The sequence below is a fragment of the Mesorhizobium atlanticum genome, assembly GCF_003289965.1.
In the GTDB taxonomy this organism is placed as follows: domain Bacteria; phylum Pseudomonadota; class Alphaproteobacteria; order Rhizobiales; family Rhizobiaceae; genus Mesorhizobium; species Mesorhizobium atlanticum.
On the sequence record NZ_QMBQ01000010.1, the window covers coordinates 136,424 to 163,125 of the forward strand.

The window sequence follows — 26,702 nt, forward strand, 5'->3', positions numbered from 1 at the left end:
TCTCCCCCTCGGGGCGCCTCAGGATCAAGGTTCCTCGCCCCACGAATGTGGGGAGAGGTGGCTCGGCGAAGCCGAGACGGAGAGGGGAGCGCCCTACGAAGGCCCCTCTCCGTCCGCTTCGCGGACACCTCTCCCCCGCCTTTGGCGGGGGAGAGGAACCCAGGCACCGTTACGCCGGCGGGACAGCGCCCCCCTCTGCCCTGCCGGGCATCTCCCCCACAAGGGGGGAGACTAGCGCTCGACCGCCTTCGTCAACCGCCGACCTCACGCGGCCACCGCCAACCGTCTCCGCACCACAGCCGCATGAAAGCGCGCGCCGTGCAGCAGGGCTTCGTCGTTGAAGTCGTAGGCGGGGTTGTGCAGCGGGGCGGTGCCGCCATTGCCCATGAAGACGAAGCAACCAGGCACGTGGGTCAGGAAGCGGGCGAAATCCTCCGACGCGGTCATCGGCTCAGCCGCGATGCGAACCGCGTCGTCGGCCGCGATGCCAACGGCATCGTCGGCCAGCACCGTGCGGGCTGCCGCAAGTGCCTCGGCGACCAGCGCCGCGTCGTTGATCAAGGGGACGAACTCGCGTGTGTAAGTCACTTCAGCGGCGACATTATAAGCCTGCGCAGTACCCTCGGCGATGCGGCGCATCTCCTTCTCGATCGCGGCGCTCACCTCAGGCCGAAAACTGCGGCAGTCGCCCAGGATGCGCGCCAGCCCGGGCAGCGCATTGCGGGTGCCGTCGGTGACGAGCTCGGTCACCGAGACGACGCCGATATCGGCGGGGCTCAGGCGCCGCGAGACGATGGTTTGCAGGTTGACGATCAGCGCGCAAGCGGCGACCAGCGTCTCCTGACCGGCATGCGGCCGCGCCGCGTGGCCGCCTAGGCCTTTGAGCACGATCTCGAAATTGTCCTCCGCCGACATCACCGGACCGCTTCGGGTCTCGAAATGGCCGACGGGCAGGCCCGGCATGTTGTGCAGCCCAAAAATCTCCTCGAAGGGGAAGCGCTCGAGCAGGCCGTCGTCCAGCATTGCCAGCGCGCCCCTGCCCCATTCCTCGGCCGGCTGGAAGACGAAGCGCACCGTGCCGTCGAAGCCGCCTTCGCCGGCGAGCAGCTTTGCCGCGCCGAGCAGCATCGAAGTGTGGCCGTCATGGCCGCAGGCATGCATGGTGCCGGGCGTTTGCGAGCGCCAGGCCTGCGTGCCCTGCTCGGCGATGCGCAGCGCGTCCATGTCGGCGCGCAGCGCGATGGCGCGATTGCCGCTGCCCCGGGTCAGCGTGCCGACCACGCCGGTGCCGCCGACGCCTTCGGCCACCTCCAGCCCGAACTCCCGCAACTTCTGGGCGACGAAAGCGGCGGTGCGCTTTTCCTCGAAGCCGAACTCAGGATGAGCGTGGAGATCGCGCCGCCACGCGGTCATCTCGCGGTGAAGAGCTTCGAGGTCGAGTCTGGCCATCGGTCGCCCAAAGCCTTTTCTTAACACGGAGAACCGGAACTGCTCTCAGGCAGTTTGCAGGAAGACCTCTTCGGGCGCCATCCCGACCAGCTCGGCAAAGCGGCCATGGTCGGTCGCGCCCTCGGAATTGATGACGAGCACGCGCGAATGCCTGTCGAGGCCGAGCGCCTTGCGCATATGCCTGTCGCCCGCGGCGCGGACCAGCCCGGCGAGGCCTGCCCCGCCGCTCTCGCCCGAAACGATCGCAGGATCGCTGCCCAAGGGCCGCGCCAGCCGCTTCATCACCGCCACCGCATCCTCCTCGTCCACCGTCATGAAGGCATCGCCGACGCGCGCCAGCACGCGCCAGGCGACGAGGGACGGCTCGGCGCATTCGAGCATCGTCATGACGGTCGGCTGCTGATGGCCGATGGTCACCGGACGTCCGGCCTCGGCCGAAGCGTAGACGCAGGCCGAGCGCTTCGGCTCCACCACCACGGCCTTCGGCCGCCTGGAGCCAAGCATGACCGCCATATGGCCGGCAATCGCCGCCGCGAAGCCGCCGACGCCGGCTTGCAGGAAGACATGCGTGGGTGGCTCGGCCATGCGCCGCAGCGTCTCGCGCACGATCACCGTATAGCCCTGCATGACAAGGCCGGGGACGCGCTCATAGCCGAGCCAGGAGGTGTTGGAGACGATTTTCCAGCCGCGCTCGGCGCCGACGCGCGCGACCTCGCGCACCGCATGGTCATAGCCGCCCTCGACCTCGACGATCTCGGCGCCGAAGCGGGCGATGGCCGCGACACGCTCGCGGCTGACGCCGGCATGGACGAAGATCACCGAACGCGCGCCGACGAGGCTGGCGCCCTGCGCCACGGAGCGGCCATGGTTGCCGTCGGTGGCGCAGACGAAGATCATGCCGGACGCGATCTGGCGCACCCGGGCGTCGTTTATCTCGCCGATATCGACGTCGCGCCCCAGCCACTTGCCGGCCTCCTCCAGCACCAGCCGCATGACGGCATAGGCGCCGCCCAGCGCCTTGAAGGAGCCAAGGCCAAGACGCTGGCCCTCATCCTTGACATGAAGCGCCGCGATGCCGAGCTCGCCGGCGAGCGCCGGCAAGGCGTGCAGCGGCGTTTCGGCGTCGTCATGGCGCGCCTTGAGGTAACGCTCGGCCCGCTCGCCTCCCGCCATGCCGAGCGACTCGGCATCGGCGGCAACCAACGGCTGGTTGTGTTCTGGGCGTTGGTTGAGAAGCAGCATGCTAGTCTTCCTGCTAGGCACTGAATTCTGTCGGCGGGCGCGCTTAAGGCGCGATTCTGGACGCTTTCATTGGCTAAGTGATTGAAGTTTGTTTCGATTGGATGTCGCCGAATGTTCGTTTCGGAGGGGCCCGATACGGCCAACTTGACTATTTTTGGGGGTATTTCGCCGCCGCGACACGGTGTGGGCCACACCAATCTGCGTTCCTCCCGCGATAAATCGGCCGCCGGCGGCGACGCGCACGAGCCGGCCCTGCGGGTCAGGGTCTCTGCCGCCGGGTTCCTGGATGCGGCCCCAGAAGCCGGCCTGGATTGATCGTCAGGTTGCTCACGCCGGCTGCATTGCGCTTGCGACCTCGTCCGGCGCCATGCCGACCAGCTCGGCATAGCGGCCGGGATCCGTCGCGCCTTCGGAGTTGACGATCAGCACGCGTGAACCGGCATCGAGGCCAAGCGCCGAGCGTATCTTCCTGTCGCCGGCGGCGCGGATCAGCCCGGCGAGCCCTGCCCCGCCGCTTTCGCCGGAGACGATCGCCGGATCTGTGCCGGAAGGCCGCGCCAGGCGGTTCATCACCGCGACGGCTTCCTCCTCGTCCACGGTCATGAAGGCATCGCCGAGGCGCGACAACACCCGCCAGGCGACCAGCGACGGCTCGCAGCATTCGAGCATCGCCATGACGGTCGGCTGGCTGTGCGCGATCGTGACCGGGTGTCCGGCCTTGGCGGTGGCGTAAACGCAGGCCGCCCGCGCGGGCTCGACCACCGTCACGGTCGGCCGATCCTCGCCAAGCACGACGGCGAGATGGCCGGCCACGGCCGCTGCGAAACCGCCGACGCCGGCCTGCAGGAAGACGTGGGTTGGCGGTTGCGGCAAGCGCTTGAGCGCTTCGCGCACGATCACGGTGTAACCCTGCATGACCAGCCCCGGGATGCGTTCATAGCCCGGCCATGAGGTGTCGGAGACGACGGTCCAGCCGCGTTCGGCGGCGACGCGGGCGGCTTCCCTGACCGACTGGTCGTAATCGCCGGCGACGCGGACCATCTCGCCGCCAAAGCGGGCGATAGCCGCCACGCGTTCGTTGCTGACGCCCGAGTGCACGAAGATGACCGAGCGCGCGCCGACGAGGCCGGCACCTTGCGCCACCGAGCGGCCGTGATTGCCGTCGGTGGCGCAAGCGAAGGTCATTTGCGCGGCGATCCCCCTCGCCTCAGGCTTGTTCAGTTCCTCGACCGCGACGGCGCGGCCGAGCCGCCTGCCGGCCTCTTCCAGCACCAGATGCATCACCGCATAGGCGCCGCCCAGCGCCTTGAAGCTGCCGAGGCCGAGGCGCTTGCCCTCATCCTTGATATGCAACGCGCCGATGCCGAGCTCGCCTGCCAGCGCCGGCAAGGCATGCAGCGGCGTCTCGGCATGATTTTCACGCGCGGCGAGGAAGCGCTCGGCCTCCCCGGCGCCGGCGAGCCCAAGCGTCGCGGCGTCTTCCTCGGTCAGCGGCCGGCGATGGTCGGGATGGCGGTTGAGCAGGAACATGGGTTTCTCCGTCTTGGTCGCTGAAATTTATTGCAAGCCAGGCGAGAAAGGCGCTCTGTTTTGCCGTTTGAATTGCAAGTTTGTTTCGTTTGGAGCACCGCATGTCCCTTTCGTCCGACCTCGACGCTTTCGACCGCGCCATCCTGGCCATCCTGCAGAAGGACAATGCCACGCCGCAGCGCACGATCGGCGAGAAGGTGAACCTGTCCGCGCCGGCCGTGCAGCGGCGCATCAAGCGCATGGAGGAGCAAGGCGTCATCCGCGCCAATGTCGCGCTGGTCGACCCGGCCAAGGTCGGCCACCCGATCACCATCTTCGTCGAGGTTGAGGTGGAGAGCGAGCGCGCCGAACTGATCGACGCGGCCAAGCGCGGCTTCGCGCAAGTGCCCGAGGTGCAGCAATGCTACTATGTCACCGGCGAGGCCGACTTCATCCTTATCATCACCGTGGCGACAATGGCCGACTATGAAGCGCTGACCAGGCGGCTGTTCTTCGCGAACAACAATGTCAAAAGGTTTCGCACTTTCGTGGCGATGGACCGGGTGAAGGTGGGGTTGGAGGTGCCGTTGGCATAGAACGCCAGGCGGCATGGCGCCGCCTGGCGTCTGGTCCTACTGGGTCGGTGCCATCGCGTGTTCGCATGACACTTTCGGATTCATATCGGCGAAGGTGCCGGTCGGGTTGCCTTTCCAGGCCCAGACATGCAGTTCGTAGAACTCGCCCAGACCATAGCGGTTGGGCGCGCTGTTGAAGTTGAACAACTGGCCGTCGAGCGATGCCGGACCCTTTGAGGTGATGTATTCGACCGCCACGAGTTTCAGCGTGCCGTCCGCCATCGGTTCATACATGACCGCTTCAGGACGGGCGATGTCGATCTTGTCGTCCTTCAGGTACTGGCCGTTGACGTAGTGGATGCCCATGGCGCCGCCGGTAATGCCGCTGGCACAGGGAATGGGCGCATAGCCTTCGGCCGTCGCGGCCTTGACGTCGAGGAACCGGCTGTTGGCCGCCCGCACCTTGCCGGCCAGCGGACTGTCGCCGGAGATGGGCGCGGCGTCTTCCTGATGGGCCCTCGCGAGGCTTGTGCAGGCCGCGGTCACGACCGCAGCCGCGAGAAGCCTGATGCAAAAGTTCGATGTCATGTTCATTCCGTTCTTCCTGAGAAAGCCCGGCTGGCCGGCCGCCGGAAATATGGCGGCGCGACGGGCAAGCGCCGTGGCTGTTTGTGCTTCATGATCCCGGGTTCGATGCGGTGGCCGCCGATCATCCCTTCGGCAGGTACGAAATCGTTCCGGCCAGATCGGTGTTGTCGATCATCTGGAAGCGGCTGTCGCTACCGCCCTGGCGGGCCGACAGGAAGGGCGCGTAGGCCGGATCATTGGTGAAGGCGCGCGCCGCCGCCTCCGACGGGAAGGCCATGAGCGCGATCAGCGTCGTGTCGAGCGGCCTGCCCTCGAGCGTCTTCACATTGCCGCTGCGCGCCAGATACCTGCCGCTGTGCTTGTGGACGAGGTCGTGCACCGACGCGGCGTAGTCCGGGATCCATTTCGGATCCTTCACCTTGATGTCCGCAATGATGTAGGTGGTCATTGGATAGTCTCCTGGTTGTGGCGCACGGGACAATTCCGTGCGTCCGACCAAGGGCTCGCATGGCAAGGCGACCGCCGACCAGTCCGCGATCTGTACCGGGCCGATACAGTTTCTGTACTCGCGGCTCCATTCATGAAGGTCTAATGTTCGACCCGGCTTCGAGGGAGGACATCGATCATGGCCCAGCACGGATACAAGCAGTTCTGCCCGCTATCGATGGCCGCCGAAGTGCTGTGCACCCGCTGGACGATGGTGCTGATGCGCGAGCTGGTGGCAGGGTCCACCCGCTTCAACGACCTGCGCCGCGGCGTGCCGAAGATGTCGCCGACCCTTCTGTCGCAACGGCTGAAGGAGCTCGAAATAGCGGGCATCGTCGAGCGCAAGGAGGTGCCCGGCGAGAAGGGTATCTTCGAATACCAGCTCACTGAAGCGGGGCGGGATTTGCGCCCCGTGGTCGAGGCCATGGGCTTCTGGGGACAGAAATGGGTCGAGTCTCGGCTGTCGCTCAAGAATCTCGATCCGTCGCTGCTGATGTGGGACATGCGGCGCAATCTGAACCCCACGCCGCTGCCCGAGGGGCGAACGGTGATACAATTCCTGTATCAGGACCTGCCGGCTTCGAAACGCTCATGGTGGCTGATCGTCGAGAAGCATGGCGAGGTCGACCTGTGCTGGTACGATCCGGGCTTCGAGGTCGATCTCTATGTCTCGACCGACCTACACACGATGACGGCGATCTGGATGGGGGTGCTGACGGTCGCGAAGGCCGGCGCGAAGGTCGCCTTGACCGGCGATCAGGCCATCGGCAAGCAGATGCAGACATGGCTCGGACTGAGCCCGTTCGCGGTCGAACCCAAGCGCGCGGCGTAGGACGTCATCGGGATCACCTCGCCCGACAGATGACGTCGGCGAGGCGTCGCGAACTGCAAGGCGATTGCTTTTCGTCGCGCCGACGGTTGGCGCCGGAGGAAGCGGCGCGGGTTCCCGTTCACCACGGCAGCCGCTTGCCATCGCGGAAAAAGCCGCCGGTCGGGCCATCGTCCGGCAGGGTCGCGGCCCAGACGATGCCGGCGGCACCTTGCGCCACGGGGCGCCCGCCCGGGCCGCCCATGTCGGTCGCGACCCAGCCGGGACAGATCGAATTGACGAGCACGCCCGAGCCGCGCAGTTCGGCCGCCAGGATGCGGGTCAGCGCGTTGAGCGTCGCCTTGCTGGTCGAATAGGCCGGCGCGCCGGCGCCCATCGAAGCGAGCGAGCCGCCTTCCGACGAAACATTGACCAGCCGGCCATTGCCGGAGGCCCTGAGCAGGGGCGCAAAAGCGGCCGCCACACGCCAGGCGCCGAAGACATTGGTCTCGAAAGCCTCGCGGATGACTGTCCAGTCGGGCTTGAGCGCCCGCGCCGACGGGTCGTAATGAATCGCGGCGTTGTTGACCAGAACGTCGAGCCGGCCGAAGCGGCGCTCGACTTCCGCCGCGGCGTGCGCGGCGGCATCATGGGCGGCGACGTCGAGCGCGATGGCCTCGACCTTGCCGCCGATCTTCCTGGCCGCCACCTCGCCCTTGGCGAGGTCACGCACGCCCAAGAGGACGGTGAAGTCGAGTTGCGCGAGTTGCCGGGCCGTTTCCAGGCCGATGCCGCGGTTGGCGCCGGTGACGAGCGCCAGCTTGGCGGAGTGATGTGTGCCGCGGGTCATTGCTGCAGCTCCCTTGGTTCCTTGCACCACCTGCAAGATGGCATCGAGCGCACCGTTTGATTAGGGCGAAAAGTTCGCAATCATCATGCGACGCGGCTCAGCACTGAACCAACCGGATTCGCACCACCGAGGCGGGAGTGTAATCGCATCCGAAGCGCTGCTCCGCCGGCCGCCAAGCGGCCACCTCCCTCGCCGCATGGGAGCGTAGGCCTCGCCGGACACAATCCAGAAACAAGATTCAACAATCCGGAAAAACTCGCGAAAAAACCCTCTGTCATAAACTGTACCGGAGCAGCCGAACGATTGCGGCGCGCGACAAAAGACATCGATCTTGAACCAAGGATTGACGACCATGAAAAAGACGCTTCTTTCCGCTCTCGGCCTGACCGTTGCGCTCGCTTTCGCGGTGCCGGCCGCCAACGCACAGACCGCCACGACGACGACCACCGCCCCGGCAACGACCACCGCTCCGGCCGCGACCACCGCTGCTCCGGCAGCCACCACCGCGACGGCGAAGCCCGCCGCCAATGGCCCGCACAAGAAGCATCACCGCAAGCATCACCGTCATCACGCCCGCAAGCATCATCACGTGGCGAAGCACCACAAGCATCACGTCAAGAAGCATCACGTGAAGAAGCATGCGGCGAAGAAGCCTGCCGCGAAGAAGGCCGCGTAAGCGCTGCCTCTGCTTCCGCGCAATTCCAGGAAAACCGCTTCAAAACTGCGAACACCTTCATGACCGGATGATCCCGGACCGCTTCCAAAGGGTTCAGATCATCGCTTCCCGAAAACGCCGCCCCTCCTACCGGGCGGCGTTTTTGTATCATCTTCGAAGCGGCATGGTCTTTTCCGGCAACCGGCAACCCCCTTTCGTCAAGCCGGTCCTTCGGTTCGGGATCATTCGCTATTTCTTCTGCGGATGGATCGTCTCGCCGCGCTTCAGCATCGCCACCAGATCGGCGATCTTCTTCTTGCGCCCTGCCTTGGTCTTCATGTTGTGGGTGCGGAAGGCGAGCGCGAAGCGGTTCTGCGCCGAAAGCTTCTCCAGCATCGCTTTCGCCTTCGGCTCGGCATCGATCGCGGCCTGCAGGTCTGGCGGAATGGTCATCTCCTTCGAGCCGGCATAGGCGCGGTGCCAGCGGCCGTCCGCCTTGGCGGCCTCGACCTCGCGCAGCCCGTGCTCAGTCATGCGGCCTTCCCCGATCAGGCGCGCGACATTGTCGATGTTGATCTTGCTCCAGAGGCTCTTCCTGCCGCGCGGCGTGTAGCGCTGCAGAAAGCTCTTGTCGTCGAGCGACTTGCGCACCGCGTCGATCCAGCCGAAGCAGAGCACGACGTCGACCGCCTCCTTCGGCGTGATCGAGGGTAACCCCGAGCCCACCTTGTGGATCTTGATCCAGATCTCGCTTTCGCGGTCGTGGTTGTCGGCCAGCCAGGCATAGAAACTGTCGGCATCGGGGAATTCCCGGACCTTTTCCGGATCGACCTTGATCGGGGCCATCGTTGTTCCTCCTTGCGCGGCGTCGAAGCTGCTGATCTCCCCCTGGCGGGGAGATTGGCTGGATCATCATCATCGGACCTTCCGATATAACTATCGGTTTCTTCCGTTTCCGCTACGAGCGCAGGCCTGCCACATGACCGTCCATGCAAAGGAAAGGCATGGACATGGAAAAGATCCTGATCGTCGGCGGCAGTTCGGGCATGGGGCTGGCGCTTGCCAGGCGCTGCCTCGAGGAAGGCGCGCACGTCATCATCGCCGGGCGTGGCGAAGCGAAGTTGAGCGCGGCGCGGGATGGGCTCGGCCGGCCGGAAGCGCTCGAAACCGCGGTGGCCGACATCAGCCGCGAGGATGAGGTCGCGGCGCTGTTCGCGCGCATCGGCAGGCTCGATCATATCGTCAGCACAGCCGCCGCGATCGAAGGCGCCTACCGGCTGTTGCCCGAGATCGAGCTTTCGGCCGCGCAGCTTGTGGTGGAGAGCAAGCTCTACGGCCCGCTGCTGCTCGCCAAGCACGGCGCGCCAAAACTGCCGCCGAGCGGCTCGCTCACCTTCGTCTCCGGCATTGCCGCCTACCGGCCGGCGGCGCGCGGCGCGGTGGTTGCCGCCGTCAATGCGGCGCTCGAAGGGCTGGTGCGGGCCTTGGCGGTCGAGCTGGTGCCGATCCGCGTCAACGCCGTCTCGCCCGGCTGGGTCGACACGCCGATCTGGGAGTTTGTCGCCGGCGACAAAAAGGAAGAGACGCTGGCCGCGATGGCGGAGCGCCTGCCGGCCGGGCGGGTCGGACGGCCCGAGGACATCGCCGACGCGATCCGCTTCCTGATCGGCAACGGCTTTACGACGGGAGAGACGCTGCATGTCGAGGGCGGGCACCGGCTGGTGTGACCGGCGCGAAGTACCCCCTGCAGCGGCTATTTGTTTTTCCGCAATTCCGGACGGAAAACCGTTGCACACTTTTCCTGGAATTGCTCCAGCAGCGCCTTCAGCGCCGGCGGCTGGGCGCGACGGCGGCGCCAGACCATCACGATGTCGGCCGAGCGGACCGGACCTGGCCAGGCAAGCTCGGCCACCTCGCCGCGCTCGATCGCGGCGGCGACCGCCAGCCGCGGCACGAGCCCAAAGCCGGCGCCGGCCGCCACCAGCCCGGCAATCGCGTCGATGCTGCCGGCTTCGGCGGCCAGCCTTGGCTTGCCAAGCCCCGCTTCGCCGAACGCCTTGTCGACCATGGCGCGGTAGACGCAGCCGGTCTCGGTGGCGACGAAGCGCTTTTCGGCCAGCGCCGCCAGATCGATATCCGCCCGGTTGTCGCGGGGCGGGGCGATCAGCGCCAGCGGCTCGACGGCAACCACGCGCCTAGCAAGGCGCTGGTCGGATGCGTCGGTGTCGAGCACAGGCGGCCGCTCGAAGCAGAAGGCGACGTCGATCTCACCCTCACCCAGCCGGCGCAGCAAGTCGCCGCTGCCGGCGATCCGGAGCTTGATGTCGATGCCGGCGTGATCCGCGCGGAAACCGGCGAGCCATGGAGCCAGCCTTGCCGAGGCGATCGTCTCCAGCGCGCCGATCGACAGGCTGCCTGCCATCCCGGCTTTGGTGGTATCGACGGCGGCGCGCGCGTCGTCGGCCAGCGCCAGCAGGTCTTCGGCATAGGGTTTCAGCGCCTCACCCGCCGGCGTCAGGCTGAGCCCCTGCCGCGCGCGGGTGAAGAGGCTGGCGCCAAGTTCGGTTTCCAGCGCCTGGATCTGGTCGCTGACGCTCGACTGGGCGAGATTGACTTCTTGCGCGGCGCGCGTGACGTTGCCCGTCCGCGCGACCGCGAGAAAGGTCTTCAGCAGCCTGGGATGCATCCGGCGCTACTGCAGCTGCGGCTTCTTCAGGAAGGAATTGCGGTCCGCGGATTTGACGCGCAGCCAGGTCTCGCGGCCGTCGCGCACGACGCGCAGCGGGATTTCCGCGCCGGCCGGATTCTGCCAGAGTTTCCTGTAGAAATCGGCCAGACCGTCGACCTCGCCGTCGCGCACGTCGGAGATGATGTCGCCCTGGCGCAGGCCCGCCTTTGCGGCGGGGCCGCCTTCGGCGACGCTCATCACCACCACCATGCCGTTCGACTCGGCCGAGAAGGCGCCGAGCCACGGACGCGGCGCCTTGGCCGCCTGGCCGCGCTTGATGAGATCGTCGAGGATCGGCGTCAGAAGATCGATGGGCACGACCATGTTGATGTCGGCCACCTCGCCGGCGCGGCTCATCTGCAGGCGCAGCGAGCCAATGCCAAGCAGCTTGCCGTCGCGGTCGAACAGCGCGGCCCCGCCCCAGGACGGATGCGCCGGCGCGATGAAGATCGCCTCGTCGATCAGATATTCCCAGTAGCCGGCGAACTCCTGCTTGGTGACGATGTGGGCGTCGACCTGCTGGCCGATGCCGTCGGCCAACGTGACGGCGTCGCCGATATTGGCCTTCCTGGCGTCGCCGAACTGGACAGCCGGCAGATTGAGCGGCGACAGTGCCTGCACCAGGCCGAAACCGGTCTCCTGGTCATAGGCCAGCGCATGCGCGGCGACCACGCGGCCGTCCTGGTCGGTCAGCCACACTTCCTCGGCCTCGGTGATGAGATAGCCTATCGTGAGCACCAGGCCATTGTCGCGGATCACCACGCCGCTGCCTTCGCGGCGCGTGCCCAGCGCGTTGGCGGTAAAGGCATCGTCCGGAACCGTGGCGCGCACGGCAACGACGGAGCGCGAAATTTTTTCGATGGTCATCGATCCATCCTGCATTGCGGGTTTTTTCTATAAGTATGGCCAAAGGGCCGTGGTGCAAGGGTGATCTTCCCCTTGCCGGGCTGGCACAAGCGCTAGTTCAACGAAGATTGAACTTTTTTCTTTGACGTCGGCAAACCCGCACCTAAATTTAGCGCCATCAGCGGACGCGCTGCCCTCCCGAACCCGCAAGGCCCTTGCACATGAACCAATATATCCCGCCGAAAGTCTGGACCTGGAACAAGCCGAATGGCGGCGAGTTCGCTTCGATCAACCGGCCGATCGCCGGCCCGACGCATGAGAAGGAGCTGCCGGTCGGCAAGCACCCGTTGCAGCTCTATTCGCTGGCCACGCCCAATGGCCAGAAAGTGACGATCATGCTGGAAGAGCTTCTGGCGCTCGGCCACAAGGGCGCCGAATACGATGCCTGGCTGATCAAGATCGGCAATGGAGACCAGTTCGGCTCGGGTTTCGTCAAGGTCAACCCGAATTCGAAGATCCCGGCGCTGATGGACCACAGCGAGCCAAAGCCGGTGCGGGTGTTCGAATCCGGGTCGATCCTCACCTATCTCGCCGAAAAATTCGGCGAATTCATGCCGACCGAGCGCGCGGCCCGCGCCGAAACCTTCTCCTGGCTGTTCTGGCAGATGGGTTCGGCACCCTATCTCGGCGGCGGCTTCGGCCATTTCTACGCCTATGCGCCGGAGAAGATCGAATACGCCATCGACCGTTTCGCCATGGAGACCAAGCGGCAGATGGACGTGCTCGACCGCCGTCTGGCGGAGAGCGAATATCTCGCCGGCCCCGACTACACGATCGCCGACATGGCCGTGTGGCCCTGGTATGGCGGGCTGGCCAAGGGCCGCAGCTACAACGACGCCGCGCAGTTCCTGTCGGTGCATGAATACAAGAACGTGCAGCGCTGGGCCGACGCGATCGACGCCAGGCCGGCGGTGAAGCGCGGCCGCATGGTCAACCGCATGTCCGGCGATCCGGCCTTCCAGCTGCGCGAGCGCCACGACGCCAGCGACTTCGAGACGAAGACGCAGGACAAGCTGGAAGCAGCGGAGTGATAGGTGATCTCCCCTCGCGCCGGCAGGCAGAGGGGGTGCTGTCCCGCCAGCATTTCGGCGCTTGTTCTCCGGCTCCGCCAGTGCTTCGTCATCCTCGGGCTTGACCCGAGGATCCATGCCGTGACGGCCGCCGAAGGGCGCAACGGAGCAAAATTCCCAACCGTTGCAACACCTTAGCGTCACCTAGGATGACGAAGGCGAAGGTCGCCGGGAGGTCAACTGTAGCTACCTTCCATAAGTATACGTCGCCGTCGCCTCGCCGAGCGCCGAGCTCTTGGCGGCGACGGAGACCATATCCGGCAACGGGTTCTCCGGTATGCGCAGGGTCTTTTCGCCCAACGCATAGAGCGTGAAGACATAGTGATGCTGGCCGCTGCCTGGCGGCGGGCATGGGCCGAAATAGCCGGCGCGGCCGATGCCGCCCTTGCCCAGCACCGAGCCCTTCGGCATGTGCTTGCCGCCCTCGGCGCCGGCGCCTTCCCCCAGGCCCTTGGCGCTGGCGGGGATGTTCCAGGCCAGCCAGTGCCAGAAACCCTTGCCGCCATTGGCGTCGGGGTCGAACATGGTCAGCGCGTAGCTTTTGGTGCCTGCCGGCGGGTCCTTCCAGGCGAGCGCGATCGAAACGCTCTTGCCGCCGCAGCCGGCCTTGTCGCCGAGATATTTCGCATCCCATTTGCCGTCCGAAACAGATGGGCTGGAGATCTCGAAAGCCGCTGCATGGCCGGCGAAGGCGACAACGGCAAGCATGGTCAAGCCGAAACGCAAGGTCATCTGATCCTCCCTGAACGCTATAGCCTAGCGGAAAAGCGGCCCGAAAAAGGGCAGACCGGCGCGCTGACCGCCGGGGCAACGAAAAAAGCCCCGCCGGTGGAGGCCGTCGGGGCTCTTTCGTTCGGACCATGAAGGTGGGAACCCCACGGTCGGGTCGATCCAGGGAGTGTTGGATCGGCCGCGACCCTAGCCGAGGAATGGGGCGCGCGGACAATCACGCCTGCGCACTACCAATTGCGCCTGCGCGAGATCGGGGTGATAGGCGGCAATGCAACTGCTCAACTTCCCGCGACGGGGAAGATTGGCGGCTTAGGCGCCCAAATCCCGCAGCAGTTTCGCCAGCCGCGGCACGCCTTCGTTCACCGCGCGGTCGTCGGCAAGCGTGAACGACATGCGCAGCGTGTTGCGGCCGCTGCCGTCGGCATAGAAGGCGTTGCCCGGCACGAAGGCGACACGGGCCTCCTTGACCGAACGCGCCAGAAGTTCAGTGGCGTCGGCGCCTTCCGGCAGCGTCAGCCAGACGAACATGCCGCCTTCCGGGCGGCTCCAGGAAATGCCGTCGGGCATGTTGGCCTCGAGCGCGCCGAGCAGCGCGTCGCGCCGTTTGCGGTAGGCGCCGATCAGCTTTTCCACCTGGGCATCGAAGATGGTGTCGGCGACGCGGTGCATGACCATCTGGTTGATCGAGGGGCTGTGCAGGTCGGACGCCTGCTTCATCAGCACCAGCTTCTCCACCACATGGCGCGGCGCGCAGACCCAGCCGACGCGCATGCCGGGCGAGAGGATTTTCGAGAAGGAGCCGCAATAGAGCGTCCGCGCCTTGTCGATGCCGCCTGAGCGGGCGCAGTCGAGCGCCAGGATCGGCGGCACGCCCACGCCGTCATAGCGCAGCGCGCGATAGGCGGCGTCCTCGATGACAGCGATGTCGAGCTCGCCGGCGAGATCGAGCACCGCCTCGCGCTGCTTGACGTCCAGCGTGTTGCCGGTCGGGTTGGCGAAATCCGGCACCAGATAGGCGAACTTCACCTTGCCGCCATTTGCCGCGGCGGCGGCGCGGTAGGCCTCCGGCGTCATGTTGCCGCCGGCGGGATTCAGCCGGTCGTAGCGCGGTTCGTAGGCGTTGAAGGCCTGCAGCGCGCCAAGGTAGGTCGGCCAGGTGACCAGCGCCGTGTCGCCCGGCGACAGGAACAGCTTGCCGAGATAGTCGAGCGCCTGCTGCGAGCCGGAGGTGATGAAGATGTTGCCCTCGTCGCATTGAACGCCGAGCTTGCCCATATAGGCGGCCAGCCATTTGCGCAGCGGCAGGTAGCCCTCGCTGACCTGGTATTGCAGCGCGGCCCCAGCCTCCTTGCCCCCCAGCACCGCCTGGTAGGCGTCGCCGATGGCCTGCGCGGGAAACAGCGACGGGTCCGGGATGCCGCCGGCGAAGGAGATGATATCGGGCTGGTCGAGCAGCTTCAGCAGCTCGCGGATTTCCGAGGCTTTCATGCGCGACGAGCGCGAGGCCAGAAGGTTCATCAGGGTCAAGGCGCACCTCCCACGGGGCGTGTTCTATTTAGGTCAACCTGGCTGACCTATTATCAGGCTTTTCTGCCGAGTTGAATAGCCCAGCCGCGCATCGGGCGCAGGCCAATCCCTCCGGCCGCGCCCCTGCCTCCTGCCCAGGCCGCAATAGTCACCGAAACGTGACCGTCGGTAAATATCAGCTGCCTCTAATTCAACCAGCATAGGTGGTACTGATGAAGGTGGCTCCGCATGGGGCTAAAAAGATGGGAGATCGAGCATGAAAACCAAAACCGCGTTTCTGAGCCTGTTGGCCGCATCCGTCATCGCCGGCACGGCTTTCGCCGGCATTCTCGACGAGCCGAAGATGATGGCGCCCTTCTTCACCGACAAGACCATGAAGACGATGAAGTCGGACGCCGACATGAAGAAGGTCTGGGCCAAGATGTCCAAGAAGCACCAGGCGGCGATGATGAAGGAATGCCAGGATGCGGCGATGAGCAAGCCGCATGCCGAATTCTGCGCCAAGCTGAACGCGCTGGCCGGCCACGCCTGACATACTCTACAACCATGGGTGGCGGACCGGGAGGGGACCGCCACCCTGACCAATCGGTCGATTCGAACATGTTAGCGATTGCGAACAAAAACCGTCGCGCCAGCCGCCGACGACGGTCGATAAGCCGGCGCGCGCCGGCGCAGGCACATAGCGGGATTGCCGTTATATTAGAAGAAGCGCATATTGCAGGAGGCCGAAGCCATGCTCCGGCTGAACCGCTGCTGGCGATGTTGCCCAGGCGGTCCACGAACCAGGCAAATGTCAGGAAAAGACCGGCAAGTCCGCGCTGCCGAGGCAGGCGGGCCGTCGTGATATCTGGAGGAGGATCGCATGAAGGTTACCATATTGGCGAGTTACGAACCCCATGCCGCCAAGGGGCTGATGCAAGGATCGAACCGGGAAGTTGCAATCAAGGCGCTCTTTGAAAGCGTGGGCGGCAAGATGAACAGCCTGATGTTCACGCGCGGCATCTATGACGTCATCGTCAATGGCGAGGTGCCGGACCAGATTGCCGGCATGGGCATGACGCTTGCCGTGCGGGCGAGCGGCTCGGTGAGCGATCTCGTCGTCCTCGAAGAGCTCGATATGAAGGCTGTGATCGCGGCCGCCAACAAGGCCGCCGGCGCCTACAAGCCGGCCGGCTGATGTCTCATCGAACGGAGGACGCCATGACCGCCTATAACGTAGTCCGCTTTCGCACCAAGCCAGGCAAGGAGAAGGCCTTCGTCGAGGCACACGAAAAGGTCTCACTGAACGCCAAGGGCTTTCGCAAGGGTGCCTTGATCAAGACCGGCGAGCGCACCTTCTGCATGGTCGGCGAATGGGACGACATGGACAGCCTCGCCGCGGCGCGCCCGATGATGATCGGCATTCTCGACACGTTCCGAAATATGCTCGAAGACCTCGGCGGCGATCTCGGCGTGACGGATCCGGTGTCCGGCACGGTCGTTGCGGAAATATAGGCTGAAGGCGCCGCCGTCTGGCGCCGGCCGGGCCGCCTTGCGCGCCGGGCCGGCGCGTCGGCGCGACGAGCCGCGAGATGCCGGCCGCGCCGGTGTGGCGCCCTTGCGTCCGCCTCAGAACGGCAAACGAATCTCGTCGTCCTGCGCGACCTGCGGCCAGCCGATGTCCTTGCGGATCTCCGGCGGCAGCTCGTTCAGCTCGCGCGTCGTGCGGCGGCGCTTGCTTGCTTCGGCGAAGGCGGCGCGGATCCGGTTAAGGTTCTTGAACATGAAAGCCCCCATAAATCAGCAGCGGAAAGCCCGGCGCCGCTTTTGCGATGCGTCTGTAACCGGTGGATTTCGCGGAAACGGTGAAATGCTTCACGAAACCGGAGCGGCCTGAAACATATGCATGCAAACCAAAGCGCGTCGCGCTGAAGCGGATTCAGGCGACGCGCTTCAGGTCTTTGCTTTTGTGCGTGGTGATTGTGCGTGGTGGTGTTCAATCACGTTCCGCGCCGAAAGCGGCCGGCGGCTATTGGCTGGCAGGCTGCTTCGACGGATCGTTGCGCTGATCCTCTTCGTCGATCTCACCCATCGCCTGTTCCCAAAAGCGCAAGTCGGCGCCCTCGGGCTTTCCTTCCTTTTCCCAAAGTTCGTAGGCACGCCTGCGGATGCGCTCTTCTCTGGTTTCATCTGCCATCGGTTCCTCCCGATCTCGATTTCATCAGGAGGAACGTCGGTGACGGCGAAACGATCCATGCCGGAACGAGCCGCTGCCGGTTTCCCGCGCCGCGCTCAGCCGATCATTTCGCCATTCCTGGCGATCGCCCTGCCGCCTCGATAGACGGCGCGGTCCTTCGGCACCGCCACCACCGCTTCCGGAACATGCTCGGCCCTGAGCGCGACAAAGTCGGCTTTGGCGCCAACCCTGATGCCGTAGCCCTCCAGCCCCAGCGCCCTGGCGCCGGCATGGCTCACCACGTCATAGGCGGCTTCCAGCTCCCAATCCTCGTAGAAGCCCGAGCGGTAGCCGATCATGTTGGCGCGGTTCAGCATGTCGCCATCGCCATAGGGCCACCAGGAATCGCGGATGTTGTCGGACCCGGCGAAGACGGTGACGCCTGCCTTGCGCAGTGCCGCCACCGGCGGGAAAGCATGGTCGCCAGGCGCGTTGGTCATGATGGCGACGCCGGCGGCGGCGATGCTCTCGCCGGCCCTCGCCAGCGCTTCGGCGGAGATGTCGCCCAGCGCGTAGGCGTGGCTGACGGCGACTTCTCCTTGCATGCCCGATGCCGAGGCGCGGGCGACGATCTCCTCGATCTCGAAGAGGCCGAGCGCGCCGCGGTCATGCAGGTGGATGTCGATGCCGGCGCCGCGCTTTTCGGCAAGGCCGAAGACCACGTCGAGATGGGCCTTCACATCGCGGTCGAAGCTCGCCGGATCGAGCCCGCCGACCAGGTCGCAGCCGAGCTTCAGCGCTTCGTCGAGCAGCTCGGCCGTGCCGGGTGAGGACAGGATGCCGCTCTGCGGAAAGGCGACGAGCTGGATGTCGATCAGGTCCCGATATCTCTCGCGCACGCCAAGGATCGTCTCGACATGCTTCAGCCCGACCGCGGCATCGACCATGACATGGCTGCGCATGGCGAGGCTGCCATGGCCGACGCAAAGCTCGATCTGGTTTTTCGCGCGCTCCGCCATGGGTGCCGCCTGCTCAAGGTTGCGCATCTGGAAAGCAACCCGCTCGCGCACATCAAAACCGTTGGTGCAGGGAATATGCGGCCGCCAGGTATCGCCATAGAAGGAGGTATCGAGATGGATATGGCCCTCGACGAAGGCCGGCAGCACGAGCTGTCCGGCGAGGTCGACGGCGCCTGGCGGCGGCGATGCGGCATTGGCGGCAGGAGCGATGGCGCTGAAGCGCCCATCAACGATGGCGAGGTCGGCGACGGTGCCGTCGGCAAGCCTGGCATTGAGAAAATGAGCCTGGTTCAAGATGCATCCCACTGAAAGTGAACGCATCAGTGGTCGTCGCTTGGCTGGCCAAGGTCAATGCGGGATGGGATAGAAAGTGTTTCGCCATTGCCTTCTCCCGTTGTGAAAGAAGGCAGGTACAACGCCCGTTATATAGCGCTTTCGCGGAAGTTTCAGCGGACGGCAAATGTGCCATGATGAAGTCTGCGGTATGAGGCCGCCGTGGTCGACGCGGACGCCCAAGCACATCCCCAACAATGCGCCCCCAACGGCCGCGTCGACCATGAAAGGAAGTGCCGACGGCGACCTTGCCCAGGGTCGCCGTTTTTTTTTCGATCGGCCTTGTTTCGATCAGGCTTGCGCTCCGGCGTATTCGGCGACCAGCCCCTCATAGTCCGCGAAGGCAGGCAGCGTTTCGTAGCTGTGCACCGCCGATGTCGCCGCCCAGGGCAGTTTCTCGGCCGTCCAGGTCTCGATGAAGGGCGTGAACCAGGCATGGTGGTCGAGCATGGTCGGGCGCAGATTGACGAACCAGTCGATCCCTTCGGGTCGGGTGAACATCCAGGTCATGCAGTAGGCGCAGAAATAGTGCTTCGAGGCGCCATGCAGGCCGCCGATCACCGGCTCGCCCTTCGTCACCTCGAAACCTTCCGAGGGGATCGCCGCGCTCAGCGAATAGGCGCTGGATGACATAAGCTGGCAGCCGGTGCAGTGGCAGGCCATGGTGAGCAGCGGTTTTGCCGAGATTTTCAGGCGCACGCGGCCGCAGCGGCAGCCTCCTTCGGCGGGAAGAGCGAGGGTGGGCAAGATGGACTCCTTGGGTTGGGGTGTTCCCTTCTCTCTGTGGGAGAAGGAGAAGGCGCTCAGCCTTCAGTCAACTCCGCCGTCGTCGTCATCCGCGCGCCTTGCCCGGCGAAGGCTTCGTTGTGGCGGGCGATGATGTCGGGCGCTTTCTCCTCGAGCGAATCCAGCGTCGAATGCGCATCCGATACCACAGTGACGCCCAAGCCCTCGGCCAGGGCGCCCTTGACCGTTGCGGCGACGCAGAAATCCGTCTGGGCGCCGATGAGCACGACGTCCTTCGCGCCCTGCCCCGCAACCCATTCTGCGAGTTCGGGATTCGAGAAGGCGTTGCCGACGCTCTTGCCGAAGGTCGGCTCGTCGGCCGCCTGGCCGAGCAGCGGCCAGACCGGCCAGCCGGACGCACCCGGCGCGAGCGGATCGCCTTCCGGCCCGTCATGGCGGATGAACGCCACCTTGCGACCGGAACGCCGCGCCCAGTCGATCAGCGCGCGCGAGCGCTCGGCGATGGCATCGGCGTCATGGATCGGCGGGTCGAAACGACCGTCGAACATGCCGGTCTGCAGGTCGATGACGATGAGCGGCGCAGCGGCGGAGGGAGCGGTGTTCGGCATGGCGCGAAGATAGCGTCGGCGGGGAGTGGGTCAAGGCAGCGCGACTTCCCCTTCTCCCCTTGTGGGAGAAGGTGGATCGGCGCGATAGCGCCGAGACGGATGAGGGGTGCGCGAAGGAATGGGGCTTGGAAGAACAAGTGCTTCCAGCGCTTAAATCTCAGACTTGGCGATCCTTCCAACACCCCTCATCCGGCCGCTTCGCGGCCACCTTCTCCCACAAGGGGAGAAGGAGGAGCCCTCAAGACATCAACGGCATCGGCCCCTTCAGCGCTTCCGCCAGCGCGTCGCGGAAGACGGCGATCGGGCGCGCCAGCCTGCCGGCCGGCGGGCGGTGCAGCAGCCAGCAGCGCACCTGCGGCTTGAAGCCGGGGCAGTCGACCACCTCGACTGCGTCGCGCCATTGACTGCCCGACAGCGCGCCGGGCGTGACGACGCCGATGCCGTGACCGCGGGCCACCAGCGACATCCTGAGATCGGCGCCCTGCGCCTCGACGCCGACATGGAAGGGCAGCCGCGCCGCCTCGAAGCGGTGGCGGATGAAGGCGCGGAAGCCGCAGCCGGTTTCGTTGAGCACCCAGGGGTAGCGCGCAAGATCATCGAGCTCGGCGGGCTTCGGCACGCCGAGACTTGGCGAGGCCACCAGCAGCACGGCCTGCACGCCGAGATCGTCGCCGACGAGTTCGGGCGGCGGTGCGACGCCCTCGGCCAGGCAGACGGCCACCGCGTCGATCTCGCTGTGCAGCACCTGCTCCACCAGGCGCGGCGAGAGGCTTGAGGTGATCTTCAGCGTCAGTTGCGGAAAGGCCCCTCGAAGACTGTCGAGCGGCTCGGACAGCGCGCTGGTCGAGAGATAGGGCATGATGCCGAGGCGAAACTCGCCCCTCACTTCGCCCGCCGGCGAGACGCCCGCTTTCAGGTCCTCCAGCGAGCGCAGAACGCGGCGGCCATGCTCATAGGCCTCGCGGCCGGACGCGGTGGGCTTGAGCGGCTTCGACTGGCGGTCCAGCAAGGGCGTCGCCAGCCGCTCCTCGAGATTCTGAACCCGACGCGTCACGCCGGGCTGGGTGAGGTTGAGCCTTGCCGAAGCACCGACGATGGAGCCGGTTTCGACGACGGCGACGAAGGCCTCAAGGTCGTGGATATTCATGCGTAACTCGCATAATCATTATCATATCATTTCAATTGTAGCATTATGATTGATGCCAATAAAGTCCTCGCGAAACTGTGAGGCCAACCCATGAACGGAACAGACAATGCGCGGGTCGCCACGGCCGAGTTGGCCGAACGGCCGCGACATACCGGCGGCAGCGCCATCACCAGGTCCCAGATCCTGTTGTTCGCCACCTCGGTCGGCATCATCGTCACCAATCTGTTCGCGCCGCAGACACTGGTCGGGCTGATCGGCCCGTCGCTCGGCGCCGCGGCATCGGAGGGCGGCCTGGTCTCGATGGCCACGCTGCTAGGCTATGCGGCTGGCCTGTTCTTCCTGGTGCCGCTGTCGGATCTGGTCGAGAACCGCGTGCTGGTGCTGCGCATGCTGTGCGCGGCCGTGCTCGCGGCGGCGGTCGCCTCGCTCGCGCCGTCCGCCGCCTCGCTGCTGGTTGTGCTGTTCATCCTCGGCGCCGCCTGTTCCTGCATCCAGGTGCTGGTGCCGGTGGCCGCCTCGATGGCGCCGCCACGACAGGACGGGCGCGTCATCGGCGACGTGATGAGCGGCCTGATGTTCGGGATCCTGCTCTCGCGTCCGATTGCCAGCCTCGTCGCCGACGCCTTTGGCTGGCGCGCCTTCTACGGCATCAGCGCCGCGGCGCTTGCGTTGCTTGCCATCCTGCTCGGCCTCACCTTGCCGAGACGGCAGCCGCTGGCGCATACGAGCTATGCCGGGCTCATCGCCTCGCTGGTCGCTCTTCTGCGTCAGGAGCCGGTGCTGCGGCGCCGCGCCTTCACGGCGAGCCTGGTGATGGCGGCGTTCAGCGTGTTCTGGACGGCGGTGGCGTTGCGCCTCGCCGCTCCGCCCTTCGACCTCGGCCAGAAAGGCATCGCGCTGTTCGCGCTGGTCGGCGCCGGGGGCGCGGCGGTGACGCCGATCTTCGGCCGCGCCGGCGACCGCGGTTTTACACGCTCCGCCACGATCCTCTGCCATCTGGCGCTGATCGCGGCGCCCGGCCTCGCCGCGTGGGCTGGCGCGGCCAGGACCGGCGACGCGTGGGTGCCGCTCATCCTCATGGGCGTCAGCGCCGTGCTGCTCGACATCGGCGTCACCGGCGATCAGACGCTGGGCCGCCGCGCTGTCAACCTGCTGCAGCCGAAGGCGCGCGGCCGCATCAACGGGCTGTTCGTGGGCATCTTCTTCATCGGCGGCGCGATCGGCTCGCTGCTGGCCGGCCTCGCCTGGGCCTGGGGCGGCTGGAACGCGGTATGCGCGGTTGGAGCGCTGTTCGGGGTGGCAGCGCTGATGGTGGACTGGGTGGAGTATGCTTTGTGGAGGTAGCGCCGGCGCCGGAGCGCTCAATCTCCCCCCTTGTGGGGGAGATCGGCAGCTTCGGCGCCTCAGCCAATCCCGCCCGTCACAACATAGGCACCGCCGACCATCCCATCCGGCAACCTCACAATGGCCGTGACGATCGAGCCATAGGAACCGCGCCAGACACTGTGAAAGCCTTGATGAGTCGCGGCCGGGAGGATCACGCGACCAACAAGGCGGCTGGGGCCGTCTTCCATGGAAACCGGCTCGCCGTTGACGTGGACTTTCACCGTCGCCACCTCACCGCCGCCCGCCTCGATCTCCAGCGCAATCGCTATTTCGTCCATCTCCCCGGCCCGGCTCGTCTCGGCGGTCAGCCTGAGGCCGAGCGGAGCGTCGCCAGTCGTGCTGACCGCCCTGCCTTCGAATACATCGTCCGCCAGCGCCGGCGTGCGCGGCGGGACGGTGCGGCGGCGCGTGGCGCGCTCATAGTCGCCGGCGATCATCAGCAGCGCCGTGTCGTCATAGGCCTTGCCGGCGAAGGTCAGGCCCACCGGCATGCCGATATCGGCCATGGTGCCCATCGGGACCGTCACCGTCGGGATGCCCAGATGCCGCCAAACGAGATTGCCGTTGGCGACCCATGTGCCGTTGCGCCAGGCGAGCCGGGCGGAAGCCTCGTTGACGTCGGCATCGGCAGGCCCGACATCGGCGATCGCCGGCAGTACCACTGCATCGAGGCGATTGGCATCGAGCCAGTCCTCGAAGTCGACGCGGCGCGTTGCCTCGAGGCCTTTCAGGCCTTCCTCTATGACTGGGATATGTTCCAGCCGCGCCACGCCCCGCTTCGCCCGCTCGACATACTGCGCCAGATCGAAATCGGCGTCGCCATAACGGTCGCGCAACGCGCCCGGCGGCTGCGGGAAGATCTTTGCGCCGTCGACCGAAGCAAGGTTGGGGATGGCCGGATCGGCATTGGCGCGCAGGAAATCGTCCCACGACCAGATGGACAGATCCCAGATCTCGCGCGCGGCGAATTCCTCAGGCACCAGCCCGCGATCGACCATGGAGCGGGTGCCGGGACGGTCGCGCTCGTAGTTGGACAGGACCGGGAAATCGACCTCGACAACTTCGGCGCCGAGCCTTTCCAGGTCGCGCGCAGCTTGCCGCCACAGCTCCAGCACCGAGGCGCGCGTTTCGATCGGCCGGTCGGCGCCCTCGTCCTTGCCGATATACATCCTCGGCACGCCGAGCCGCTTGCCCTTGAGCGCGCCTTGCAGCGGAAGGGCGGCGTAGCTCGCCGGCCTCAGCGCCCAGGCTTTCGGGATATCGATCCAGAGCTGCACGCGCCAGAAATCGCCGCGCGTCTCGGCGTCGTCGGCGACGATCACGTCGAGCAGTTCCAACATGTCGGCGATGCCGCGCGTGTGCGGCACCACCACATCCATGGTCGGTACCAGGGGCCAGTTGCCGCGCACCGAGATCACGCCGCGTGAGGGCGTGTAGGCGGTGAGCGCATTGTTGGAGGCCGGCGCGCGGCCGGACGACCAGGTTTCTTCACCCAGGCCGAAAGCCGCGAAGCTGGCTGCGGTCGCGGTGCCCGAGCCGTTGGACGAACCGGAAGCGAAGGCGGCGGTGAGGAAATCCTTGTTGTACGGACTTTCGGCTCGGCCATAGACGCCGCGCTGCATGCCGCCATTGGCCATCGGCGGCATGTTGGTGAGGCCGATCAGCACCGCGCCGGCGGCGCGCAGCCTGGCGATGGTGAAGGCGTCTTCCGTTGCGACGAGATGCTCGAAGGCGGGCGAGCCGGCCGCGACCGTCAGGCCCTTCACCTTGTAGCTGTCCTTGGCGGTGTAGGGGATGCCGTCGAGCGGCCCGAGCGCCTTGCCCGCGCGGCGGCGCCGGTCGGACGCTTCCGCCTCCTCGAACATGTTCGGGTTGAGGACGGGAACCGCGTTGAGCGTGATGCCGTGCCGGTCGTAATGGGCGATGCGCCTGAGATAGGCGGCGACGAGCTCGACGCTGGTGACGGTGCCGTCTTCGAGCGCGCGGCGGAGGTCGGCGATCGAGGCTTCGACTATGTTCATCGGCTGGCGCCTTCCTGTCGGTGACCAAAGCGTTAAATAACGGGCAATCGCCAAGGCTACGTCCCGCCACACCCCCCTCTGCCCTGCCGGGTATCTCCCCCGCAAGTGGGGAGATCGATGTCGCGATCGCTTCGCAAATTTTCGGGCTGGGTGTAAGGCGGCGCATGTTGCTGCCCCCCTGCGAGAGAGACGGCCGGGCTTTGCCAAAACTAAGTGCGGGGGACATCACCGAGGCGAAGAATGTGCCTCCATAGAGAACCTTTCTGACTGGCCAGCCCACGACTGTGCGCGGAAAGCCACATTCCCAAGAATAGCTGAACCGGTTGGAGGGCGCATTGGTTGACAGCACAGGATGTTGTGAGATCATCCGGCGGGGATTTTGCAGGAGAGCTTGGCATGAAGAAAGTCTACGAGAAACCCACTTTGGTTCTTAGAGGCAGGCTTGGGGCGATCACCGCCGCGAATGCCCCGGTGGTGTTGTCCAACCCGCCGCAATAATGCGAGGCTCCCGCCAAGCAGGAGCAATCATTCCTTGGCGTGATGCAATTCCAAAACGGCGTGCGGGCGCTTCCGGCCGCAATGCCGGGACAAGATGCCGATGGCACTCCGCCGCACTGGCCAAAAGGTGGCCACGCCGCTCAGCGCGCCAGCACAAGATCGTCCAGCACGAGCTGCCAGTAGTGCCTTGTTGAAACGCGCACGCGCGTAACAGCCTTCAGCATGGGCGCGTAGTGGACGGGCGCCAGCGCCGATAGCATCACCTCATCACTGGCGACGAGTTCGTCGCCCAGCCAGCTTTCAATCAGCGCCAACTCGCCTTCCGATCTCAGCCAGGCGGCGGTCAACATGACCGAATGAAAGCCGAAGGGCGTCGCGCCGCCGAACTCGGCCGGGTGACCGCTGCTGGTATAGGCTGCGTGGTCGCCGCGGATGCTGCCGTTGAGATAGCCCTCGCTCTCCTTGACGTAGTTTCTCGCGATGGCGTTGATGTTGCGCCACTCCAGCCCGGCATGGCCGGAAGGCACTTTCTTGAAGTCGAGCGATGTGACGTCGTCAAAGCCGATCCGCGACAGCACGGCCTCGTCGTCGATTGCGCCCGGCCTCAGTTCGCCGAGGTCGGTAGGATAGGGAGAAAGCGCCAGACGCCGCCCGATATCCGCGCCGGAAATCTCCAGTGTGTCGGCCTCGTCCGGGAGGTGGAAATGAAAGCTGCCTGCCGCGAGCGGCAGGGTCTGGAGCAGTTCACCCTTGCCCATCACCTTCAACGTCGCCTGCGCCGATGCCGGGACCCTGCCGCTCAGGCTGCGCCCCGGGACCAGCCCGACAAGTCCAGGCAGATCCTCTCCCACCAGGCCGGCGGGCGACCCCGGCAATTCGACGAGCCGCAACGTCTGGCTTTCATTGCCCGTGCTCACGCGCCAGCCCCTGGGAACCGACACCGCAAACCGGTAGTGACCAGCAGCGCGGAGGCTTGCCCAGCGCTTCCTGGTCGACATGAGGAAGTTGGCGAAGCCGGAACTGTTGCTACGGGTCGAAGTGATGAACGTGCCCCTGTCGTCGAAAACCCGTACAACGATGCCGCCCATCGGCCGGTCCGCCTCGCCGAACCGACCGTCGCCGTCGACATCCATGAAGACGAAGGACGAGTAGTTCAGCGCCTGGCCACTGGCGGACCAGTCGGTGCGGACGTGATAATCGTGGCTGGGGTCGGCGCTGCGGCGCAGCTTTCGGCGCTTGCGGCGCCGGCGCAGGGCCAGCGCTATGAGCGCAATGGCGCCCGCAAGCACGAGCGCTGTGACGACCAGGGCAAGGGCTTTATCGGCCATAGCGCCCGCGGCCATCACAGCCGCCCAGCTGGTTGCCGGCGCCGCTGTCCCGGGGCTTGGCGAAACAGACAATGCCGACGACGAGCATCGCCAGCGCAAGCAGCCTTTCCGTCGATCTTTGCATCGGTCTCCCCCGCGCCCCTCGCCGTCCGATGGCGGCAAGCGGCCAATATCCTAGCCGAGCCCTCCGCCGTGGCGAAGTGCCGGACATCACAGAGAGGCCATAAATGTGCCTCGATAGATCCCTGCCGGCTCCCGGCGATATATTCCGCATCCGGCTCCAGCCGCCGCGACCATCACACCATTGGGCGACGGTTACTTCAGCAGAACGCTGT

Annotated in this window: 31 protein-coding genes; 11 read left to right on the top strand and 20 right to left on the bottom strand. The window is 65.8% G+C overall.

What is annotated here, in order from left to right; translation table 11 throughout:
- Positions 1-264 precede the first annotated feature (264 nt).
- Positions 265-1,449, bottom strand: coding sequence for a M20 aminoacylase family protein (locus tag DPM35_RS28010; protein ID WP_112130404.1), 1,185 nt, complete (start codon positions 1,447-1,449; stop codon positions 265-267).
- A 45-nt stretch (positions 1,450-1,494) separates the two neighbouring features.
- Positions 1,495-2,691 carry a diaminopropionate ammonia-lyase gene (locus tag DPM35_RS28015; RefSeq protein ID WP_112130407.1) on the bottom strand — a complete coding sequence of 399 codons (1,197 nt, stop codon included), beginning with the start codon at positions 2,689-2,691 and terminating at the stop codon, positions 1,495-1,497.
- A 111-nt stretch (positions 2,692-2,802) separates the two neighbouring features.
- On the opposite strand from DPM35_RS28015, the gene DPM35_RS28020 reads away from it, so the two are divergent.
- Complete coding sequence (locus DPM35_RS28020; RefSeq protein WP_112130409.1) at positions 2,803-3,006, top strand: hypothetical protein; 204 nt, start codon at positions 2,803-2,805, stop codon at positions 3,004-3,006.
- A 12-nt stretch (positions 3,007-3,018) separates the two neighbouring features.
- Here DPM35_RS28020 and DPM35_RS28025 read toward each other — a convergent pair whose 3' ends face one another.
- Positions 3,019-4,221: a diaminopropionate ammonia-lyase gene (locus DPM35_RS28025; protein ID WP_112130411.1), complete on the bottom strand. Its 1,203-nt coding sequence runs from the start codon at positions 4,219-4,221 to the stop codon at positions 3,019-3,021.
- A gap of 101 nt (positions 4,222-4,322) precedes the next feature.
- On the opposite strand from DPM35_RS28025, the gene DPM35_RS28030 reads away from it, so the two are divergent.
- Entirely contained in the window at positions 4,323-4,796 is a 474-nt protein-coding gene (locus DPM35_RS28030; RefSeq protein ID WP_112130413.1) for an Lrp/AsnC family transcriptional regulator, read from the top strand.
- Between the two features lie 36 nt (positions 4,797-4,832).
- Here DPM35_RS28030 and DPM35_RS28035 read toward each other — a convergent pair whose 3' ends face one another.
- Positions 4,833-5,369: a hypothetical protein gene (locus DPM35_RS28035; RefSeq protein WP_181592178.1), complete on the bottom strand. Its 537-nt coding sequence runs from the start codon at positions 5,367-5,369 to the stop codon at positions 4,833-4,835.
- Between the two features lie 115 nt (positions 5,370-5,484).
- The gene (locus tag DPM35_RS28040; RefSeq protein WP_112130415.1) at positions 5,485-5,811 is read right to left on the bottom strand and encodes a DUF1330 domain-containing protein; all 327 of its coding nucleotides are present in this window, start codon (positions 5,809-5,811) and stop codon (positions 5,485-5,487) included.
- A 177-nt stretch (positions 5,812-5,988) separates the two neighbouring features.
- Between DPM35_RS28040 and DPM35_RS28045 the strand changes: the two genes are divergently transcribed.
- Positions 5,989-6,681, top strand: coding sequence for a winged helix-turn-helix transcriptional regulator (locus tag DPM35_RS28045; protein ID WP_112130417.1), 693 nt, complete (start codon positions 5,989-5,991; stop codon positions 6,679-6,681).
- Positions 6,682-6,799: 118 nt separating this feature from the next.
- Here DPM35_RS28045 and DPM35_RS28050 read toward each other — a convergent pair whose 3' ends face one another.
- A complete protein-coding gene (locus DPM35_RS28050; RefSeq protein ID WP_112130419.1) occupies positions 6,800-7,507 on the bottom strand; it encodes an SDR family NAD(P)-dependent oxidoreductase in 708 nt (235 codons plus the stop codon).
- Positions 7,508-7,859: 352 nt separating this feature from the next.
- On the opposite strand from DPM35_RS28050, the gene DPM35_RS28055 reads away from it, so the two are divergent.
- Positions 7,860-8,183: a hypothetical protein gene (locus DPM35_RS28055; protein ID WP_112130421.1), complete on the top strand. Its 324-nt coding sequence runs from the start codon at positions 7,860-7,862 to the stop codon at positions 8,181-8,183.
- 228 nt (positions 8,184-8,411) lie between these two features.
- Here the strand turns inward: DPM35_RS28055 and DPM35_RS28060 are convergent, their stop codons facing one another.
- A complete protein-coding gene (locus DPM35_RS28060) occupies positions 8,412-9,008 on the bottom strand; it encodes a YdeI/OmpD-associated family protein (RefSeq protein WP_112130423.1) in 597 nt (198 codons plus the stop codon).
- Between the two features lie 164 nt (positions 9,009-9,172).
- Between DPM35_RS28060 and DPM35_RS28065 the strand changes: the two genes are divergently transcribed.
- The gene (locus DPM35_RS28065; RefSeq protein WP_425373423.1) at positions 9,173-9,889 is read left to right on the top strand and encodes an SDR family oxidoreductase; all 717 of its coding nucleotides are present in this window, start codon (positions 9,173-9,175) and stop codon (positions 9,887-9,889) included.
- Positions 9,890-9,915: 26 nt separating this feature from the next.
- Here DPM35_RS28065 and DPM35_RS28070 read toward each other — a convergent pair whose 3' ends face one another.
- Positions 9,916-10,848 carry a LysR family transcriptional regulator gene (locus DPM35_RS28070; RefSeq protein WP_112130427.1) on the bottom strand — a complete coding sequence of 311 codons (933 nt, stop codon included), beginning with the start codon at positions 10,846-10,848 and terminating at the stop codon, positions 9,916-9,918.
- A gap of 6 nt (positions 10,849-10,854) precedes the next feature.
- Positions 10,855-11,757 (bottom strand): S1C family serine protease, encoded by a 903-nt coding sequence (locus tag DPM35_RS28075; RefSeq protein ID WP_112130429.1) that lies wholly within the window; start codon positions 11,755-11,757, stop codon positions 10,855-10,857.
- 200 nt (positions 11,758-11,957) lie between these two features.
- Between DPM35_RS28075 and yghU the strand changes: the two genes are divergently transcribed.
- Positions 11,958-12,827: a glutathione-dependent disulfide-bond oxidoreductase gene (gene yghU / locus DPM35_RS28080; RefSeq protein WP_112130431.1), complete on the top strand. Its 870-nt coding sequence runs from the start codon at positions 11,958-11,960 to the stop codon at positions 12,825-12,827.
- A gap of 225 nt (positions 12,828-13,052) precedes the next feature.
- Here the strand turns inward: yghU and DPM35_RS28085 are convergent, their stop codons facing one another.
- Positions 13,053-13,598, bottom strand: a complete 546-nt coding sequence (locus DPM35_RS28085) for a YbhB/YbcL family Raf kinase inhibitor-like protein (protein ID WP_112130433.1) — start codon at positions 13,596-13,598, stop codon at positions 13,053-13,055.
- 309 nt (positions 13,599-13,907) lie between these two features.
- Positions 13,908-15,116, bottom strand: a complete 1,209-nt coding sequence (locus DPM35_RS28090) for an aminotransferase-like domain-containing protein (protein WP_181592186.1) — start codon at positions 15,114-15,116, stop codon at positions 13,908-13,910.
- A gap of 265 nt (positions 15,117-15,381) precedes the next feature.
- On the opposite strand from DPM35_RS28090, the gene DPM35_RS28095 reads away from it, so the two are divergent.
- The 3 genes from DPM35_RS28095 to DPM35_RS28105 all read left to right on the top strand — a co-directional run bounded on the left by DPM35_RS28095 (position 15,382) and on the right by DPM35_RS28105 (position 16,619).
- Positions 15,382-15,657, top strand: coding sequence for a hypothetical protein (locus DPM35_RS28095; RefSeq protein ID WP_112130437.1), 276 nt, complete (start codon positions 15,382-15,384; stop codon positions 15,655-15,657).
- 330 nt (positions 15,658-15,987) lie between these two features.
- Positions 15,988-16,302, top strand: a complete 315-nt coding sequence (locus DPM35_RS28100; RefSeq protein ID WP_112130439.1) for a GYD domain-containing protein — start codon at positions 15,988-15,990, stop codon at positions 16,300-16,302.
- 23 nt (positions 16,303-16,325) lie between these two features.
- The gene (locus tag DPM35_RS28105; RefSeq protein ID WP_112130441.1) at positions 16,326-16,619 is read left to right on the top strand and encodes a putative quinol monooxygenase; all 294 of its coding nucleotides are present in this window, start codon (positions 16,326-16,328) and stop codon (positions 16,617-16,619) included.
- 114 nt (positions 16,620-16,733) lie between these two features.
- Here the strand turns inward: DPM35_RS28105 and DPM35_RS28110 are convergent, their stop codons facing one another.
- From DPM35_RS28110 to DPM35_RS28135, 6 genes are all read right to left on the bottom strand, one after another.
- Complete coding sequence (locus tag DPM35_RS28110; protein WP_112130627.1) at positions 16,734-16,889, bottom strand: DUF1127 domain-containing protein; 156 nt, start codon at positions 16,887-16,889, stop codon at positions 16,734-16,736.
- 244 nt (positions 16,890-17,133) lie between these two features.
- Positions 17,134-17,301 carry a DUF2934 domain-containing protein gene (locus tag DPM35_RS28115; protein ID WP_112130443.1) on the bottom strand — a complete coding sequence of 56 codons (168 nt, stop codon included), beginning with the start codon at positions 17,299-17,301 and terminating at the stop codon, positions 17,134-17,136.
- Positions 17,302-17,396: 95 nt separating this feature from the next.
- Positions 17,397-18,620, bottom strand: a complete 1,224-nt coding sequence (locus tag DPM35_RS28120) for an amidohydrolase family protein (protein WP_112130445.1) — start codon at positions 18,618-18,620, stop codon at positions 17,397-17,399.
- Between the two features lie 303 nt (positions 18,621-18,923).
- Positions 18,924-19,379: a GFA family protein gene (locus tag DPM35_RS28125; RefSeq protein ID WP_112130447.1), complete on the bottom strand. Its 456-nt coding sequence runs from the start codon at positions 19,377-19,379 to the stop codon at positions 18,924-18,926.
- Between the two features lie 56 nt (positions 19,380-19,435).
- The gene (locus DPM35_RS28130) at positions 19,436-19,987 is read right to left on the bottom strand and encodes an isochorismatase family protein (protein WP_112130449.1); all 552 of its coding nucleotides are present in this window, start codon (positions 19,985-19,987) and stop codon (positions 19,436-19,438) included.
- Positions 19,988-20,225: 238 nt separating this feature from the next.
- The gene (locus tag DPM35_RS28135) at positions 20,226-21,134 is read right to left on the bottom strand and encodes a LysR family transcriptional regulator (RefSeq protein WP_112130451.1); all 909 of its coding nucleotides are present in this window, start codon (positions 21,132-21,134) and stop codon (positions 20,226-20,228) included.
- A gap of 90 nt (positions 21,135-21,224) precedes the next feature.
- Between DPM35_RS28135 and DPM35_RS28140 the strand changes: the two genes are divergently transcribed.
- Positions 21,225-22,478, top strand: a complete 1,254-nt coding sequence (locus DPM35_RS28140; protein WP_112130453.1) for an MFS transporter — start codon at positions 21,225-21,227, stop codon at positions 22,476-22,478.
- A gap of 59 nt (positions 22,479-22,537) precedes the next feature.
- Here DPM35_RS28140 and DPM35_RS28145 read toward each other — a convergent pair whose 3' ends face one another.
- The gene (locus DPM35_RS28145) at positions 22,538-24,541 is read right to left on the bottom strand and encodes an amidase (protein ID WP_112130455.1); all 2,004 of its coding nucleotides are present in this window, start codon (positions 24,539-24,541) and stop codon (positions 22,538-22,540) included.
- 396 nt (positions 24,542-24,937) lie between these two features.
- On the opposite strand from DPM35_RS28145, the gene DPM35_RS28150 reads away from it, so the two are divergent.
- Positions 24,938-25,039: a putative RiPP precursor gene (locus tag DPM35_RS28150; RefSeq protein WP_112130457.1), complete on the top strand. Its 102-nt coding sequence runs from the start codon at positions 24,938-24,940 to the stop codon at positions 25,037-25,039.
- A gap of 140 nt (positions 25,040-25,179) precedes the next feature.
- Here DPM35_RS28150 and DPM35_RS28155 read toward each other — a convergent pair whose 3' ends face one another.
- The gene (locus DPM35_RS28155) at positions 25,180-26,367 is read right to left on the bottom strand and encodes a hypothetical protein (protein ID WP_112130459.1); all 1,188 of its coding nucleotides are present in this window, start codon (positions 26,365-26,367) and stop codon (positions 25,180-25,182) included.
- The gene (locus DPM35_RS33175) at positions 26,357-26,491 is read right to left on the bottom strand and encodes a hypothetical protein (RefSeq protein WP_281004646.1); all 135 of its coding nucleotides are present in this window, start codon (positions 26,489-26,491) and stop codon (positions 26,357-26,359) included. The genes DPM35_RS28155 and DPM35_RS33175 overlap by 11 nt, the downstream gene beginning before the upstream one ends.
- Positions 26,492-26,702: the final 211 nt, after the last annotated feature.